Raw genomic sequence first — 16,594 nt, 5'->3', positions numbered from 1 at the left:
CCAGCCCTCACCCTTAGCCGATCATTCGCTGACCAAAGCCCCCAATGGACCCGTCCCCCGCTAGTTCACTGACTTCCTATTTCGCCGACTTCGGCCTCGTTCTGTTCGCCCTGTTCCTCGTCGTGCTCAACGGTTTCTTCGTGGCCGCCGAGTTCGCCATGGTCAAGCTGCGAGCCACCCGTGTCGAAGCCATCGCCGACAAGCACGGCTGGCGCGGCAGCATCCTGCGCACCGTGCACAACCAGCTGGACGCCTACCTCTCGGCCTGCCAGTTGGGCATCACCCTCGCCTCGCTCGGCCTCGGCTGGGTCGGCGAGCCGGCCTTCGCCCACCTGCTCGGCCCGCTGCTCGGCGCCGTCGGCATCGAGTCGGAGAAACTGGCCCACGGCATCTCCTTCTTCACCGCCTTCTTCATCATTTCCTACCTGCACATCGTGGTCGGCGAGCTGGCGCCCAAGTCCTGGGCCATCCGCAAGCCCGAGCTGCTGTCGCTGTGGACGGCGGTGCCGCTGTACCTCTTCTACTGGCTGATGTACCCGGCCATCTGGCTGCTCAACGCCAGCGCCAACGCCATCCTGCGCATCGCCGGGCAAGGCGAGCCCGGCCCGCACCACGAGCACCACTACAGCCGCGACGAGCTGAAGCTGATCCTCCACTCCAGCCGCGCCCGCGACCCCAGCGACCAGGACATGCGCGTGCTGGCCTCCGCCGTCGAGATGGGCGAGCTGGAAGTGGTCGACTGGGCCAACTCCCGCGAGGACCTGATCTACCTGGAGCACGACGCGCCGCTGGCCGACATCCTCAGCGTGATCCGCCGCCACAAGTACAGCCGCTACCCGGTGCACAACGCCCAGACCGGCGAGTTCATCGGCGTGCTGCACATCAAGGACCTGCTCCTGGCCCTCTCCGCGCTGGACAGCCTGCCCGAGTCCTTCGACCTGGCCGAACTGACCCGTCCCGTGGAGCGCGTGACCAAGCACATGCCGCTGTCGCGCCTCCTGGAACAGTTCCGCCAGGGCGGCGCGCACTTCGCCCTGGTCGAGGAGGCCGACGGCAAGGTGGTCGGCTTCCTGACCATGGAAGACGTGCTCGAAGTGCTGGTCGGCGACATCCAGGACGAACACCGCAAGACCGAGCGCGGCATCCTTGCCTACCAGCCCGGCAAGCTGCTGGTGCGCGGCGACACCCCGCTGTTCAAGGTCGAGCGCCTGCTGGGCATCGACCTCGACCACGTCGAGGCGGACACCCTCGCCGGCCTGATCTACGAAACCCTCAACCGCGTCCCCGAGGAAGAGGAAGTGCTGGAGACCGAAGGCCTGCGCATCATCGTCAAGAAGATGAAAGGCCCGAAGATCGTCCTCGCCAAGGTGGTCAGCATCGACTGACCCGCCATCCGGCAGCAAAGACGGGGCCCACGGGCCCCGTTCTCGTTCCTGCCCACGCACTCGCCCCCTGACCGCCCCTCCCTGATCTAGAGTTCACCTGCACCCGCCGTTTCGCTTGCGCCTGGCCCCGGCCCCGGCGCTGGCGTGCGATGCCGTCGGCCGCCCGTGCTGAACCCCCCATCAACGCTGCGGTGTGCCACGGGTTCCGGTCATGACGGCTCATCGCCGGGCCGCGACCGGCCCCTCGCCGCAAGGAACGCGGAGTCACTCATGATCATCATCAGTTCGCGCAAGGACTTCTCCAATCCCGACCAGCTCTCCGAGACCGGCCACCTGATTCGCGAGGTGGACCTGGCCAACGACACCGTCACCGCCGTGCTGGACTTCAAGGACCTGCTGCAGCTGGTCAAGGGCAAGCGCCTGCTCCTGCTGGTGCACGGCTACAACAACGAGCAGTACGAGGTGTTCGACTCCTACCAGGTGATCGAGCAGCAGGCCATGGTCCACCTCGCCAATGCCTACGACATGGTGCTCGGCTATTCCTGGCCCGGCGGCGACCAGAAGCTCGACTGGTGGCAGGCGAAGAAGCGCGCCAATGCCGTGGCGCGGATGTTCCGCTTCCTGCTGGACAACCTCGCCGGGGATGCCGGCGCCGTGGACGTGATGTCCCACAGCCTCGGCGCGCGGGTCACGCTCAAGGCCCTCAAGGGCTCGCCCGGGCGCATCGTGCGCAACTACTTCTGCACCGCGCCGGCGGTGGACAACGAATGCTTCGAGAGCGACGAGGAGTTCGCCGACGCCATCCCCTCCTGCGAGCGGGTCTACATCTTCCACTCCTCGCGTGACGAGGTGCTGCGCTTCGCCTACGCCTCCTCCGAGCGCGACCTCGCCCTGGGCCTCTACGGCCCCGAGGACAAGACCTATATCGAGGTGGCCACCCGTACGGTGTTCGTCGCCAACTGCAAGAAGGTGGTCTCCAACCATGGCGGCTACAAGCGCGCGGCGGCGGTGTACGACTACATCCAGGCCAGCTTCGCCGGTGGCCTGCAGCGCTTCGTCACCCTGTGAGAGCAGCCCGCTAGAACAGGTCCATCTGCCCGCCCGTAGGTGGCGCGGGCGGGGGCGGGACGGGGGCCGGTTCGGCCACCACCGGCTGGGCCTCGGCCAGGCGCGCGGCCAACCCGGCGGCGCGCTCGGCGCGGGTGCTCACCGCCTCGGCCAGGCGCTGCGGCAGGCCCCAGACCTCCACGCGCTGCTTGGCGCGGGTGATGCCGGTGTAGAACAGCGAGCGGCTGAGCAACGGGCTCGGCTGCTCCGGCAGCGCCAGCAGCACCTCGCGGAACTCCGACCCCTGGCTCTTGTGCACCGTCATGGCGAAGGCGCTGTCGTGGCTGGGCAACCGTGCCGGGGCGAAGGGACGATGGCCGGCCTCGCCCTCGAAGAACACCCGCAGGCCGTGGGCCGTGGGCAGGCAGATACCGATATCGCCGTTGAACAGTCCCAGGGCGTAGTCGTTCTGCCGCACCATCACCGCGCGCCCCGGATACCAGCGCTCGCGGCTGGCGATGCCCAGGCGCCGCTTGATCCGCGCCTCCAGCGCCTCGTTGATGCCGTTGACGCCCCAGGGCCCCTCGCGCTGGGCGGTGAGGGCGCGGAAGTCGGCGAAGGCGGCGAAGGCGGCCTGCGCATCACCCGTGCGCGCGGCGACGATGAAGGGCGCGTAGCCGGCGTCCAGGCGCTCCAGCAGCGGGCCTTGCAGCGGGCCGGGGTTCCAGCCGAGATCGGGGCGCGCCTCGCGCAGCAGTTCAAGGGTGCCCCGCGCGTCACCCGCATTGATGCGCCGCGCCAGCTCGCCGATGCCGCTGTCGCCGGCGAAGCGGTGGCTGTGGGTCAGCAGCACCACGGCGTCGCCCAGGCGCGAGCGCGGCTGCTCCACGGGCACGCGCTGGCCGGTGATGCGCTCCAGGTCGGCACTGGCGGCGGCGTCCAGGCCACGCCCCTCGCAGAGCTCGGCGAACACCGCGCCGGCTTCCACCGCCGAGAGCTGGTCCTTGTCGCCCAGCAGCACCAGGCGGGCGCCCGGCGGCAGGGCGTCGAGCAGCTTGGCCATCAGCGCCAGGTCCACCATCGAGGCCTCGTCCACCACCAGCACGTCCAGCGGCAAGGGGTTGTCGGCGTGGTGGCGCACCTGCGGGCTGTCGCCACGGCTGCCCAGCAGGCGGTGCAGGGTGCGTGCCTCCTCGGGCAGCAGGGCCTTGATGGCATCGTCCACCGGTAGCTCGGCCTTGGCGTTGCGGATGGCCTCGGCCATGCGCGCGGCGGCCTTGCCGGTGGGTGCGGCGAGGCCGATGGCCAGGCGCTCGCCGCCGGGCTGTTCGAGCAGCGCGGCGAGCAGGCGCACCACGGTGGTGGTCTTGCCGGTGCCGGGGCCGCCGGAGATCACCGCCAGGTTGCGCCGCACCGCCTGGGCGGCGGCCAGGCGCTGCCAGTCGGGCTGCTGGGTGTTGCGGGCGAACAGCCGGGCCAGGGATTCGGCCAGCCGCGCCTCGTCCACCGGCGGGCGGGCGCCGGCCATGGCCAGCAGGCTGGCGGCCAGGCGCGTCTCGTAGGCGTGGTAGCGACTGAGGTAGAGGCGCTCGCCATCCAGGGTCAGCGGCGCGTAGCCACCGGGGCTGGCCACCAGCGGCGAGGCGCGCAGCGCGGCGAGCCAGTCGTGCAGGGCCGGCAGGTCGAGCCCGGCGACGCCTTCGTCGAACACCCGCTGCCCGGCCAGGCGCGCCAGGGGCAGGCAGACATCGCCGTTGGCCAGGGCCTGGCAGCACAGCGCGGCGGCAGCGGTGACCGCCTCGCCGGCGTCAGGGTCCAGGCGCAGCAGGCTTTCGGCGAAGAAACGCTCCAGCGGGCCCAGCGGCCATTCGGCGAGCTTCACGGGCGGCCCTCCTCGAACAGGCGATCCAGGGCATTGAGCAACGCATCGCCGGGGCGGTGGAAGTACACGCCGGCATCCGGCATGCCGCGCAGGAACAGGTAGTAGGCGCCGCCCAGCTGCTCGCTGGCGAAGCCGTCCAGGCGCAGGCGCAGGAAGCGCCGCAGCGCCACCAGGTAGATCAGGTACTGCAGGTGGTAGTGCTCGGCCGCGATGGCCTGCTCCAGGCGCTCACCGCCGTAGTAGCTGGCGTCCGGGCCCAGCCAGTTGGACTTGTAGTCGGCGATGTACCAGCGCCCCTGGTGCTCGAAGGTCAGGTCGATGAAGCCCTTCATGAAGCCGTTGAGGGTGTCGAACTCCAGACGCTCGGCGGCCGCGCGCATGGGCTCGGGCAGGCCGTGGGCGGGGTCGGCCAGCACCGTGCGCAGGCCCTGGATGTCCAGCTGCGCCACCGGGAAGGTGAAGCCCAGCTCCGGCAGGCGCCGGCTCGGCTCCAGGCGCGACAGGGCGAGCCCCCGGCCGTCCAGGTCGGCATCCAGCACCTTGCGCAGCTGCTCGATGGCGATCGCCGCCCAGTCCTCCGGCAGGCCGTGGCCCAGCAGGTGCAGCGGCACCAGGTCCTCCAGCTCGCCCTCGCCGCGCACCCAGTCCTCCAGGATCGCGTGCAGGCAGGTGCCGGCACGGGCGCCACGGGGGAAGCCGTAGAAGCCGGCGCCCGGGTCGGTGGCCGGCGGGACGAAGAAGGCGTCGCGGTCCGGCGCCTCCATGTGCATGCCGGCGGCCAGGCCGGAGAAGCTGCCGACCCGCCAGGCGCTGTGCAGGCCGCGCTGCAGGTGCGCCAGGGCGGCCGGCGGCGCGGCGCGGGTTTCGCCCTGGGCGCTGGCCTCGGCGTCGCGGCAGGGCACCAGGGCGATGTCGCCGCCGCTGGCATCGGCCAGGCTCTGCAGCTCATGGCGCAGGCCGGCGCCATCCAGCGCGGCGAGGTGGCCGGCCAGTTCGCCGAGCAACGCCTCGCCGGGCAATTCACGGCCGTGCAGCAGCCAGGCGAGGGCGCTGCTGTGCAGGCCGTCCTCGGGCAGCTCGCCATCCTTCTTCGCCCTGGGCAGGGCCACCGGGCCCCAGTGCAGCCAGAGGCGGTCACGGGCGCGGGTCAGGGCCACGTAGGCCAGGCGCAGGCGTTCGGCGAAGCGCTCGCGCCGGGCACGCTCGCGGTTGTCGTCGTAGTCGGCGCCGCCCAGGTCCAGCAACGGGGTGCCGTCCTCGGCGTGGCAGGTGATGTCTTCGTCGCGGCGCAACAGCGCGCCGTCCCAGAGATAGGGGCAGAACACCAGCGGGTATTCCAGGCCCTTGCTGGTGTGCACGGTGACGATCTGCACCCGCTCGGCATCGCTTTCCAGGCGCAGCAGGGCATCGTCGCCATGGCTCTCGGCCGCGCGCTGGGCGTTGAACCAGGCCAGCAGCGGCTCCAGGCCCGGGCGCTGGAGGCTCTCGGCCTGCAGCAGCTCGGCCAGGTGCAGGAGGTTGGTCAGGCGGCGCTCGCCGTCGGGCAGGGCGATCAGCCGCTCGGCGACGCGCTGCTCGTCGAGCCAGGCGCGGAAAGCCCGCATGAAGCCTTGCTGCTGCCAGAACTGGTGGTAGCGCTCGGCGTCTTCGCGCTCCTGGTCCCAGGCGTGCTCGTCGTCCTGGCAGCGCGCCAGGGCCTGGGCGTCGCGGCCCAGCAGGCGGGTGGCCAGGGCATAGCGCAGCACGCCCTCGCGGCCGGGCTCGGCATAGGCGGCGAGCACCGCGGCCAGTTCCTCGGCCTCGGCGCTGTGCCAGACGCTGTCACGCCCGCGACGCACGCTGGGCACGCCACGCGCGGCCAGTTGCTCGGCCACGTCGCCCGCCTGGCGGTGGCTGGCCACCAGGACGGCGATGTCACCGCCGCGCAGGGGCGTGCGCACGCCGGCCTCGTCGAAATAGGCCTCGCCTCGGCCGCTGGCGGCCAGCAGGGCGGCGATGCGCCGCGCGGTGTCGATGGCCACGGCGTTGCCGGCCTCGCCCTTGCCCAGGGGCTCGTCGCCCAGCCACACCAGCTCCAGCGGCGCCCCCGCCTCGGGCAGCACCAGTTGCGCGCGGGCCTTGTCGCTGGCGCCCACGGGCGGGTAGGCCAGGCCCGGCTCGGCGAAGGGCAGGGGGCGGTCGAAGACGCGGTTGAGCGCGGCGATCAGCGCCGGCACCGAGCGGTGGTTGGTGTTCAGGCTGTACTGCCGCGCGGCTTCGTCGCGGGCCTTGAGGTAGGTGGCCAGGTCGGCGCCACGGAAGGCGTAGATCGCCTGCTTGGGGTCACCGACGAAGCACAGGTCGCCGCCCTCGTCCCCACCCGGGTAGATGCGCCGGAAGATGGCGTACTGCACCGGGTCGGTGTCCTGGAATTCGTCGATCAGCGCCACCGGGTAGCGTTCGCGCAGGGCGGCGGCCAGTGCCTCGCCGGCGGGGCCCTGCAGCGACTGGTCGAGGCGGTTGAGCAGGTCGTCGAAGGCCAGCATGCGCTGCGCCGCCTTGCGCGCCGGCAGCTCGCGGTTGAGGGTGTCGAGCAGGCGCACCTGCAGGTCGATGAGTCGCGCCTCGCCAGCGGGTTTGGCCTCCTCCAGCGCCTCCAGCAGACCCTGCAGCGCGGCATTGAGCGCGTGCCCGGGCAGCTCGAAGCCCTTCTTGCACGCCTTGGACAGGGCTTCGCGACCCAGCTTCTCCAGGCCCGTTGGCGCGGCGAACAGCGCCGCCGGGTCGGCGAAATAGGCGTCCAGCTCACCCTGCCAGAGGGCGAACCTGGCGGCGTCGTAGCTGCGCCTGTTGAGCCCGTCGAAGGCGGCCAGGTCCGCCAGGCAGGCCTGTGCATCACGCAGCCAGATGTCCCGGGCGTGGGTCCAGGCCTCGCTGGCCGCGCCCAGGTCACCCAGCTCGCCGTCGCGCGGTTCGATGCGCAGGTAGGGCTTGCCCAGGTGCGAGCGCAGGCGCTGGCGCAGCGACTGCGGGGTGATGCGCTTCTGCGCGAGGAAACGCGCCCAGGCGGGCTCCGCCGCCGCCAGCTCGGCGCGCCACAGATCGGCGAGCAGGCCGTCGAGCACCTCGCGGTCGTCCGCCGTCAGCTCGCTGTCGAAATCGCCACCGGCTTCGAACGCCGCGTCCTGCAGCGCCCGCTGGCAGAAGCCGTGGATGGTGAAGATGGCCGCCTCGTCGAAGCCGTGCACCGCCAGCAGCAGGCGCCGATGGGCGTCCTCGCCCGGGTACTGTGCATGCAGCCCGGCGAGCACCGGGTCGGGTGCCTCCGCGCCTTCATAGACGGCGAGCAGCGCCGCCAGCCGCGCGCGGATGCGCTCGCGCAGCTCGGCCGTGGCGGCGGTGGTGTAGGTGACCACCAGGATCTGCCCCACGCCCAGCCGGCGCTCCAGCAGCAGCCGAGCGTAGAGCGCGGTCAGGGTCCAGGTCTTGCCGGTGCCGGCGCTGGCCTCGATCAGGCTGCGCCCGGTGAAGGGATCGTTGAGCAGGTCGAGGCTCATGCGTCCTCCTCCCCGTCGTCCGCCAGGGCGTCCAGGGCCGGGCCGAGGAGGGTTTCGGCGAGAAGCTCGAAGCGTCCGTCCAGCGGGTCGCGGTCGCGGAAGGCGAGGGCGTACCAGGGGTCGCGGGATTCGCCCACGGGGCCGAAGTCGATGCCGTCCCAGGCGAGGCGCGCCTTGCTGCGGGCGGCGTCGAGGGGTTCCTTGCGGCCGGGCTTGCGCCAGCCGGAGGCGAAGCCATGGCTGGCCTTGGTCAGCAGCGGCAGGGGTTCGCACAGGGCTTCGCGGTAGGCGCGCAGCCAGGGCTCGAGCAGCGCCCCGGCGTCGGCCAGGGGGCCGGCCTGCCAGTCGCCGGCGGGCGAGAGCAGGCGGCTTTCACGGGCGATGCCGGGGTGGCCGAGAGGTTGAGCAGCAGGTGGCGCAGCCAGAAGGGCGCCAGCTCCCATTCGCCGAGGCGGTTGAGGCGCCAGCCGAACAGGCCGTCTTCGGTGACGCCGTCCAGCCAGCCGTGGATGCGCACGCCGGCCAGGCTGATGTCCACCAGCAGCGGCTGCGGGGCGCTGTCCGGGCGCGCCTCGAACAGGCGCGGGGCGAAGGCGCGCACCGGACCGCGCAGTTGGCCCCAGAGCGCATGGCCCAGCTCGCCGGTGGGCAGCCAGCCGGCGGCACGGGCGATGCGGCGTTCGTCCGCCTCCGACCAGCCGCGCTCCACGGCGTCCAGGGCCAGCTGGCGCAGGCCGCGCCAGGCGGGGCCTTCCAGGGCGAAGGGCTCGTCGCTGGCCAGCGCCTCCTCGGCCTCGGCCAGGCGCAGGCCCAGGCGCTGTTCGAGAAGGAAGCGCGCCGGGTGGCGGAAGCACTGGATGAGTTGCGCAGGTTCCAGGGTCAGCCAGTCGGCGTCGGGCTCGGGCAGCGGCAGGGCGAAGGGCGCGTCCGGCTCGCGGGGCACTTCGGCCAGGCGCTGCGCCGCCCGGAACCAGGGGGCGGAGAAGCCGGCATGGCTGCCACCGGCGAAGTTGCCGGAAGCGAAGGGCTGCAGCGGGTGGCTGATCAGCACCTGCTCGCTGGCCTTGGCGTCGCCTGCGGTGGCCGTGAGGTCGATGGTTTCCAGCAGCTCGCTGATCAGCACCGAGGGCGGCAGGTGCGCGTTGTCGCGCGGGTCGCGGCCCACGTAGCTGAGGTAGAGGCCGTCGCGCGCCGACTGCAGGGTTTCCAGCAACAGGTAGCGGTCGTCGAGGCGCCGCGCGCGGTCGCCCCGGCGCGGCTTGCGGGTGATCAGGTCGAAGCCGGCGGCAGGGGTGCGCCGGGGGAAGGCGCCGTCGTCCAGGCCGAGCAGGCACACCAGGCGGAACGGCAGGCTGCGCATCGGCACCATGGTGCAGAAGGTCACCGCGCCGGTGAGGAAGCCCGAGGCGCCGCTGCCGGCGTCCAGCGCGGCCACCAGTTGCTGGCGCACCAGGCTCATGTCGATGGGCCGCTCGATGCCCGCCGCCTCGGCCTGCTTGCGCAAATCGCCGCAGGCTTGGGACAGCAGCAGCAGGGTTTCGCCGGCCTCGCGCTCGTCGAACAGCTGGTCGATCAGGCCCTGCAGGGTCTCGGCCCAGTCCGCCAGCGGGCGCGGGCGCGCCAGGTCGTCGGCGAGATGCCCCAGGCGCTGGATGAAGCCGGCCAGGCGCCCGAGCAACTGGGCGCGGGCGCCTTCCAGTGCGTCCAGCGGCCAGCTGTCGCCCAGCAGGGGCGGGGCATCGCCAGCCAACCGGGGCGGGGCGGCGAAGCCCAGCACCAGGCGCTCGAGGCCCTGGCGCCAGCTGAAGGCGTCCTCTTCCGGCAGGCCCAGGCGCGCGCGATGGCGGCCATCGCGGCCCCAGCGCACACCGGCCTCGCGCAGCCAGTCGCGGACCAGGGGCAAATCCTCGGCCTCGATGCCGGCACGCACGGCCAGGGCCGGCTGCTCCAGCCAGCCGAGCAGTTCCTCGGCGGCGAAGCGGCTCTGGGCCAGGTCGAGCAGGGCGAGGAAGGCTTCCACCAAGGGCAGCTCGGCGCGCAGGCTGCGGTCGGCGAGGCTGAAGGGGATGCGCGGCACGCCTTCGCGCGGGGCGAACACCGCCTCGATGTAGGGGGCGTAGCGCTCGATGTCGGGGGTCAGCACCACCACCTGGTCGGGGGTCAGCCCGGGGTCGGCGGCGAAGCGCGCCAGCAGCTGGTCGTGCAGCACCTCCACTTCGCGCAGGGGCGAATGGCAGACGTGCACTTCCAGCGAACGGTCGCCCGCGCGCAGGGCCATGCGCTCGTCGGCGCGGCGGGTGCGCAGGCGCAGGATGTCGTTCTGGATGGCGCGCAGCAGGCTGTCGTCGGCCAGGTCCTGGTCTTCGGCGTAGATGCCGACCTCCTGGCCGCCGAGGGTGAAGAGGGCATCGAAGAAATCCCGCCCCTGCTTGCCCAGGCTGGCCAGCAGCGGATGGCCGACATCGAGGTACCAGTCGTCGATGCCGGGCTCCGGCAGGGCGGCCAGCTCGCGGATGTCGCGGATGTCGCCCCAGGCCTCGCGGCAGGGGTTGAGGGCGAAGAGGATGACCTCGCAATGCCGCGCCAGCCCCTCCAGCACGCGCATGTGGTGCGGCGGCAGGCTGCTGATGCCGAAGACGATGAGCCGCTCCGGCAGGCCCTCGATGGGCGCGTCATCGTGCAGCCGGGCCAGCAGGTCGCCGAGCAGGCGCGCCCGGTGCGGGTGGCCGTCGGCGGTCAGCTCGCGCCAGAGCAGCGCCTGCCACTGTTCGTCGGCACCGAGGCCGAGCAGCTCGCCACGCTCCCAGGCGGCCAGCCAGTCGTCGCGGTACAGCAGGTACTGGTCGAGCACGTCGGCGATGCGCGCCGCCAGGGTCAGGCGACGGCGCTCGTCGCCGCCGTCCAGGTACTGCGCCAGGCGCGGCGTGCGTTCGAGGTTGGCGGGCTCGCACAGCCAGTCGTAGAGGCGCCAGGACAGGGTCACCGGGTTGAACGCCGATTGCGGCGGCAGCTCCCCCAGGGCCTTGCGGGTCAGGTCCCAGATGAAGCGCGCCGGCAGCTGGATGTCGAGCTGCATGGCGATGCCCTGGCGCCGCGCCAGCTGCAGGGTCAGCCAGCGCCCCATGCCCTGGCTGGGAACCACCACGCGCGAGGGCGCCAAAGGGTCGCGCTGGGGCTGCACGAGCAGGGTACAAGCCAGCTCGCCGAGGCTTTCCAGGTCGTTGGCGTGGTAGAGGTTGAGCATCGGAAGGTCGCGTCCGCAGGGATGCCACAGGTTATCAGTTCACCGAGGCTATCGGCACCGCGCGACAGGGTCTGTCGCCAGCTCCCAACGAAGCGGGGGCGGCGTTTTGCGACTTAACTGACGGGTAGAAAAGGTGACCGACAGGGGCGAACGGGACGCTGGCCGGCAAGTCAGAACATGACGGATATGTTACAAACCCGCCCCCCCATACAGTCGCTCCACCTCCAGGAGCGGCTCACGTCGTTACCGTCAGGAGGGAACCGATGCTGACATTGCTCAACCTGCTCTCCGCCGTCGCCCTGCTCGTCTGGGGCACCAACATCGTGCGCACCGGCATCCTCCGGGTCTACGGCAGCGACCTGCGCCGCTGGCTCAGCCACAGTATGAAGCGCGCGCCCCTGGCCTTCGCCGCCGGCATCGGCGTCACCGCCCTGGTGCAGAGCAGCAACGCCACCGCGCTGCTGGTCACCTCCTTCGTCGCCCAGGGCCTGATGGGCCTGTCCTCGGGCCTGGCGATCATGCTCGGCGCCGACGTCGGGACCGCGCTGATGGCGCGGGTGCTGACCTTCGACCTGTCATGGCTGTCGCCGCTGCTGATCTTCTTCGGGGTGATCTTCTTCCTCTCGCGCAAGCAGACCCGCCTCGGCCAGCTCGGCCGCGTGGCCATCGGCCTGGGGCTGATCATCCTCGCGCTGCAGCTGATCGTCGCCGCCGCCGAGCCCATAACCACCGCCAAGGGCGTGAAGGTGCTGTTCTCCTCGCTCACGGGCGATGTGATGCTGGACGCCCTGACCGGCGCGCTGTTCGCCATGGTCACCTACTCCAGCCTGGCGGCCGTGCTGCTCAGCGCGACCCTGGCCGCGGCCAAGGTGATCCCGCTCAAGGTGGCGCTTTGCCTGGTGATCGGCGCCAACGTCGGCAGCGGCATCCTCGCCATGATCAGCGCCACCTCGCAGAACGCCGCCGGCCGCCGGGTCGCGCTCGGCAGCCTGCTGTTCAAGCTGGCCGGCTGCGCTCTGGTGCTGCCGGTGGTGGGGCCGGCGGCGGAGTGGCTGGACACCTGGTCCTTCTCCACCGCCGAGCTGGTGATCGCCTTCCACGTTCTCTACAACAGCGTGCGTTGCCTCCTGCTGCTGCCACTGACGCCCTACATGGCGCGCTTCTGCGACTGGCTGCTGCCGGACCGCGAGCAGGCCAGCGACGTGGCCAAGCCGCGCCACCTGGACAAGAGCGCCCTGGACACGCCGAGCCTGGCCCTGGCCAACGCCGTGCGCGAGACCCTGCGCCTGGGCGACATCGTCGAGCAGATGCTGAACAACCTGCTGAAGCTGATGCGCGGTGGCGATCCGCTGCTGGGCAAGGAGATCCACCGCCTCGACGACGACATCGACGCCCTCTACACCGCCATCAAGCTGTACCTGGCGCGCATGCCCCGCGAGGACCTGAGCGAGCGCGACAGCCGGCGCTGGGCCGAGATCATCGAGCTGACCATCAACCTGGAGCAGGCCGGCGACCTGATCGAGCGCATGGTCGGCGACGTGCAGCACAAGAAGACCTCGCAGCAGCGCTCCTTCTCCGAGGCGGGCCTGGCGGACATCGCCGAGCTGCACAACCAGCTGGTCAACAACCTGCGCCTGAGCCTCTCGGTGTTCCTCAACGGCGACCTGGAGAACGCCAAGCGCCTGCGCCGCGCCAAGCAGCGCTTCCGCATCCTCGAACGGCGCCTGTCCCACGCCCACGTGGAGCGCCTGCACCAGCAGGTGGTGCAGAGCATCGAGACCAGCGCCCTGCACCTGGGCCTGATCAGCGACATGAAGCGCCTCAACTCGCTGTTCTGCGCCATCTCCTACGCCGTGCTGGACAACCCCGACGCACCGCCGGTGGCATTGGAAGACGGGGGCGTCGAGCCGCTGGTCGAGGACGATGTGGACTACCAGCCGGAGATCGGCTCCCACCGCTGAACATGGCCCTTCCTGAGTAACGGCGGCTTGGGCAGAATCCAACCCATGAGCCCAACCGCCGCATCACCCGACCAGGCCTCGGTCAGCGCCAGCCTCACCCAGGCCATCCTCCACGCCGCCGAAAGCCTCGGCCTGCCGCGTGCCGAGCTTCTGGCCGCCAGCGGCCTGGGTGAAGCCCAATTGGGTGACCCTGACGCGCGCATCCCCTTCCGGGCCCAGGAAGTGCTTTGGAGCGCCATCGAATCGCGCCTTGCCCACCCCGAGCCCGGCCTGGTGCTGGGCCAGGCGCTCGCGCCCGGCCAGTTCAGCGTGCTCGGCTACCTGCTGCAGAGCAGCCCGACCCTGGGCGACGCCCTGGAAGCCGAGCTGCGCTACCAGCGCCTGGTGGGCGAAGGCGGCACCCTGGCGGTGGAGATCCGTGGCGACCAGCTCTGGACCCTGTACCGTCCGCTGCACCCGCACGTGCCCGCCACCCGCACGCGGGTACTGGCGCTGATGGCCTTCTGGATGCGCCTGATGCAGCCGCTGCTGGATGACTTCCGCCTGCTGCGTGCCTGCTTCATCCATTCGCGGCCCGAGAGCCTGGCCGCCTACCAGGACTGCTTCGCCTGCGCGCTGGAGTTCGACGCCCCCGACTACGCCCTGGTGCTGCCGCTGAAGCTGCGGGGCGCCGCCCTGCGCCAGGCCAACCCGCCGCTCCAGGCATTGCTGCGCCAGCACGCCGAAGCCCTGCTCGCGCGCCTGCCCAGCGAAGGCCTGCGCGCCCGCGTAGTGGCACTGCTGAGTGCCCAACTGGCCCACGGGGAACCCGATCGCAGCGCCCTTGCCGCCAGCCTCGGCCTCAGCGAGCGCACCCTGCAACGGCGCCTTGCCGAAGAGGGCAGCAGCTACCAGCAACTGCTCGGCGACACCCGCCTGCAACTGGCCGAGCGTCACCTGCAGGAAGGCAGCCTGCCCATCGCCGAGATCGCCGTGCTGCTGGGCTACTCCGAACCCAGCGTGTTCTTCCGCGCCTTCCGCCAGTGGACCGGCAAGACCCCCGGCGAATATCGCCAGCAACAGGCAGGGCATCTGGCCAGGACGTAGGGTGCGGCGCCCGGCTCAGGCACGCGGCAACATGCCCCGCGCATCGAGGAACGCCAGGAACGCCTCGCGGCTGGAGTAACGCGGCCGGTAGCCGAATTCCTCCTTCAGGCGGCGGTTGGCGAGTACCGGGCGGTAGCGCAGGAAGTCCAGCTGCTCGGGGCCGTAGCGGGTCAGGCCGAGGGGCTTGAACAGCGCCAGCGCGGCGAGGATCAGCGTCGCCGGCAGCGGCCGGTAGGGCTTGCCGAGGATGGCAGCGATCTCGGCCATGCTCAGCGCACCGTCGCCGGCCAGGTTGTAGATGCCCTCGGCACCGCGCTCCAGGCCCTGGAGGATGATCGCCACCACGTCCTGGTCCCAGATGAACACGAAGCGGCTGTCGTGGCCGCGCACGCCCATCACCGAGGGTTTGTCGAAGAGCGCGGTGATCTGGTTGTCCACCCGCCGCCCGAGGATGGTGCCCGGGCGCAGCACCAGCTGGCGCAACTGCGGGTGGCGCTCGCGGGCCTCGGCCAGCAGCTCCTCCACCTCGCGCTTGTGACGGGCGTAGGCGAAGGCGTCATGGCCGCGCAGCGGGTCGGCTTCGTCGATCCACTCGGCGTTCTCCGGGTAGTAGCCATAGGCGGCGCCGGAACTGGTCACCACCAGTTGCTCGACGCCATGGGTCGCCGCCGCCGCGACCACCGCGCGGGTGCCCTCGACGTCGATGGCGTGCAGGGTCGCCTCGCTCATCCCCGGCGGCGGGGTCACCACCGAAGCGAGGTGGACGATGGCCCGGGGCTTCCAGTGGGCGATGCAGGCTTCCACCGCCTCGGCCCGGGCGATGTCCAGTTGCACCTCCTCGACGTTCGCCCCCCGGGCGCTGGCCGGCAGCGGGCGGATGTCCGCGGCCACCAGGCTCCAGTCGGGATGCCGGGCGACCAGCGCTTCCAGCAACTGGTGGCCGATGTAGCCGGCGGCGCCGGTGATCAGGACGCGCATGGCAGGGCCTCCTCGCCGACCGGCAGCGGGCGGTTGCGCCAGAACGCCACCAGCAGCAGGCCGCTGACCAGGTGCCAGGTGCCCCAGAAGGCGGCCACCAGCGCCATGTTCGGCTCGCCGCCGAACTGGGCGAAGATCAGCCCCAGGGCGAGGCCGGAGTTGTGCATGCTGATCTCGATGACCATGGCCCGCAGGTTGGCCCCGCGCTGGCGGGCGAGCCTGGCCATGGCCCAGCCGAGGACGATGGCGCTGGCGTTGTGCAGCACCACGATGAAGAACACCAGGCCCAGGTTGTCGACGAACAGGCGCCAGTTGCCGGCCACCGCGCCGCCGACGAAGACCACGAAGGCCAGCAGCGAGAAACGCTTGAACCAGGGCATCACCCGGGTCGCCAGGCGCGGCCACAGGTTGCCCACCAGCATCCCGGCCACCAGCGGCAGGCCGAGCAGCACGACGACGCTGACGAGGATGCTGCCGCGATCCATCTGCAGCGCACTGAGGCGCCCGGCGAGGTAGGCCGAGGCCTCCGGGTTGAGGCCGCTGGTGAGGGCGAAGTTGAGCGGCAGAAGCACCAGCGCCAGCAGGCTGGACAGCGCCGTCATGCTCATCGACAACGCGGTGTTGCCGCGCGCCAGGTGGGTCATCACGTTGGAAAGGTTGCCGCCAGGGCAACAGGCCACCAGCAGCAGGCCCAGCTCCAGGCCGGGGTGCAGGTCCACCAGCAGGGTGACCGCGAGGGTCGCCCAGGGCAGGATCAGGCACTGCCCGAGCATGCCCGCCAGCACCGGCTGCGGCTGGCGCAGCACCGCGAGGAACTGCCCGATGCGCAGCTCCAGGGAAACACCGAAGATCATCACCGCCAGTACCAGAGCGAGGATCAGCTGCTGGTTCGCGTCGTAGTTCATGGCAAGGCCGCCCGTGGTTCTTGTTATGGTCGCCAATGTAACGGCAGATTCCTACAGACGGCAGTGGCCTAAGCCGCCAGGCTCCGTGGCGATTCGCGACAGACTGACGCCGATCAATGCCGGACGACCGGGCGATGGCTAGAGTTCATAGCCAATTGCCATCAGCCGTAGCCCCCGACCATGGACAGCTCCGATCCGCCGATCGCCGCCATAACCGATCCCGCGCTCGCCTGCCTGCTGCGCGAAATGCTGCCCTCCATGGGCGTCGTCTGCGAAGTGATCACCGAAACCGGCCAATGCCAGCGCGCTCCGGTGTGCCGATGGCTCAAGGACGCGCCCCTCAGCGAAACCACCCGCTTGCGCCTGCTCCTCGACGAGGCGGTTACCGTGCTTGATCGCACCCGCCATGCCTTCAAGTCCCGGGAGCTCGGGCGTTTGCGTCGGCGCCTGGAGCAGGCGCTGGAAGAGTTGTCGCGCCCGGCCTGACTGGTGTACAACCTCGCGCTGCAAGGTTCCGCTCAGGGCGGAAACCGGCTTTGCCGGGCAGGACGCAAGGGCCTGCAAGACAAG

Annotated in this window: 9 protein-coding genes and 1 pseudogene; 5 read left to right on the top strand and 5 right to left on the bottom strand. The window is 71.2% G+C overall.

Features of this window, described 5'->3' with window-relative positions:
- Nucleotides 1-44: 44 nt before the first annotated feature.
- Nucleotides 45-1,385, top strand: a complete 1,341-nt coding sequence (locus tag PHLH3_RS00640; RefSeq protein WP_173174856.1) for a hemolysin family protein — start codon at nucleotides 45-47, stop codon at nucleotides 1,383-1,385.
- 270 nt (nucleotides 1,386-1,655) lie between these two features.
- Nucleotides 1,656-2,453 carry an alpha/beta hydrolase gene (locus PHLH3_RS00635; RefSeq protein WP_213627568.1) on the top strand — a complete coding sequence of 266 codons (798 nt, stop codon included), beginning with the start codon at nucleotides 1,656-1,658 and terminating at the stop codon, nucleotides 2,451-2,453.
- A gap of 10 nt (nucleotides 2,454-2,463) precedes the next feature.
- On the opposite strand, the gene recD is transcribed toward PHLH3_RS00635, so the two are convergent.
- From recD to recC, 3 genes and pseudogenes are all read right to left on the bottom strand, one after another.
- A complete protein-coding gene (gene recD, locus PHLH3_RS00630; protein WP_213627566.1) occupies nucleotides 2,464-4,314 on the bottom strand; it encodes an exodeoxyribonuclease V subunit alpha in 1,851 nt (616 codons plus the stop codon).
- A complete protein-coding gene (recB, locus tag PHLH3_RS00625; RefSeq protein ID WP_213627565.1) occupies nucleotides 4,311-7,850 on the bottom strand; it encodes an exodeoxyribonuclease V subunit beta in 3,540 nt (1,179 codons plus the stop codon). Before recB ends, recD begins: the two co-directional genes overlap by 4 nt.
- Nucleotides 7,847-11,094 (bottom strand): annotated as a pseudogene (recC, locus tag PHLH3_RS00620) (exodeoxyribonuclease V subunit gamma). The gene recB and the pseudogene recC overlap by 4 nt, the downstream one beginning before the upstream one ends.
- A 263-nt stretch (nucleotides 11,095-11,357) precedes the next feature.
- Here recC and PHLH3_RS00615 point away from each other — a divergent pair.
- Both PHLH3_RS00615 and PHLH3_RS00610 read left to right on the top strand, forming a co-directional pair.
- Nucleotides 11,358-13,055, top strand: coding sequence for a Na/Pi cotransporter family protein (locus PHLH3_RS00615; protein WP_213627564.1), 1,698 nt, complete (start codon nucleotides 11,358-11,360; stop codon nucleotides 13,053-13,055).
- A 45-nt stretch (nucleotides 13,056-13,100) separates the two neighbouring features.
- Entirely contained in the window at nucleotides 13,101-14,141 is a 1,041-nt protein-coding gene (locus PHLH3_RS00610; protein ID WP_213627563.1) for an AraC family transcriptional regulator, read from the top strand.
- Between the two features lie 15 nt (nucleotides 14,142-14,156).
- Here the strand turns inward: PHLH3_RS00610 and PHLH3_RS00605 are convergent, their stop codons facing one another.
- Nucleotides 14,157-15,119: an NAD-dependent epimerase/dehydratase family protein gene (locus PHLH3_RS00605; RefSeq protein WP_213627562.1), complete on the bottom strand. Its 963-nt coding sequence runs from the start codon at nucleotides 15,117-15,119 to the stop codon at nucleotides 14,157-14,159.
- Nucleotides 15,107-16,024 (bottom strand): bile acid:sodium symporter family protein, encoded by a 918-nt coding sequence (locus tag PHLH3_RS00600; protein ID WP_213627561.1) that lies wholly within the window; start codon nucleotides 16,022-16,024, stop codon nucleotides 15,107-15,109. The genes PHLH3_RS00605 and PHLH3_RS00600 overlap by 13 nt, the downstream gene beginning before the upstream one ends.
- A 180-nt stretch (nucleotides 16,025-16,204) precedes the next feature.
- On the opposite strand from PHLH3_RS00600, the gene PHLH3_RS00595 reads away from it, so the two are divergent.
- Nucleotides 16,205-16,510: a hypothetical protein gene (locus PHLH3_RS00595; RefSeq protein WP_213627560.1), complete on the top strand. Its 306-nt coding sequence runs from the start codon at nucleotides 16,205-16,207 to the stop codon at nucleotides 16,508-16,510.
- The last annotated feature ends 84 nt before the right edge of the window (nucleotides 16,511-16,594 follow it).

The sequence above is a fragment of the Pseudomonas sp. Pc102 genome (assembly GCF_018408275.1).
GTDB lineage: Bacteria > Pseudomonadota > Gammaproteobacteria > Pseudomonadales > Pseudomonadaceae > Metapseudomonas > Metapseudomonas tohonis.
The sequence above is the reverse complement of the archived record's forward strand: the minus strand, read 5'-3'. Positions and strand labels throughout refer to the sequence as shown.

Excerpts from the sequence above, each read along its gene's own strand:
- PHLH3_RS00635 (WP_213627568.1), top strand. The coding sequence starts at position 1,656 with ATGATCATCATCAGTTCGCGCAAGGACTTCTCCAATCCCGACCAGCTC.
- PHLH3_RS00640 (WP_173174856.1), top strand. The coding sequence starts at position 45 with ATGGACCCGTCCCCCGCTAGTTCACTGACTTCCTATTTCGCCGACTTC.
- PHLH3_RS00610 (WP_213627563.1), top strand. The coding sequence starts at position 13,101 with ATGAGCCCAACCGCCGCATCACCCGACCAGGCCTCGGTCAGCGCCAGC.
- PHLH3_RS00600 (WP_213627561.1), bottom strand. The coding sequence starts at position 16,024 with ATGAACTACGACGCGAACCAGCAGCTGATCCTCGCTCTGGTACTGGCG.
- PHLH3_RS00605 (WP_213627562.1), bottom strand. The coding sequence starts at position 15,119 with ATGCGCGTCCTGATCACCGGCGCCGCCGGCTACATCGGCCACCAGTTG.
- PHLH3_RS00615 (WP_213627564.1), top strand. The coding sequence starts at position 11,358 with ATGCTGACATTGCTCAACCTGCTCTCCGCCGTCGCCCTGCTCGTCTGG.
- PHLH3_RS00595 (WP_213627560.1), top strand. The coding sequence starts at position 16,205 with ATGGACAGCTCCGATCCGCCGATCGCCGCCATAACCGATCCCGCGCTC.
- recB (WP_213627565.1), bottom strand. The coding sequence starts at position 7,850 with ATGAGCCTCGACCTGCTCAACGATCCCTTCACCGGGCGCAGCCTGATC.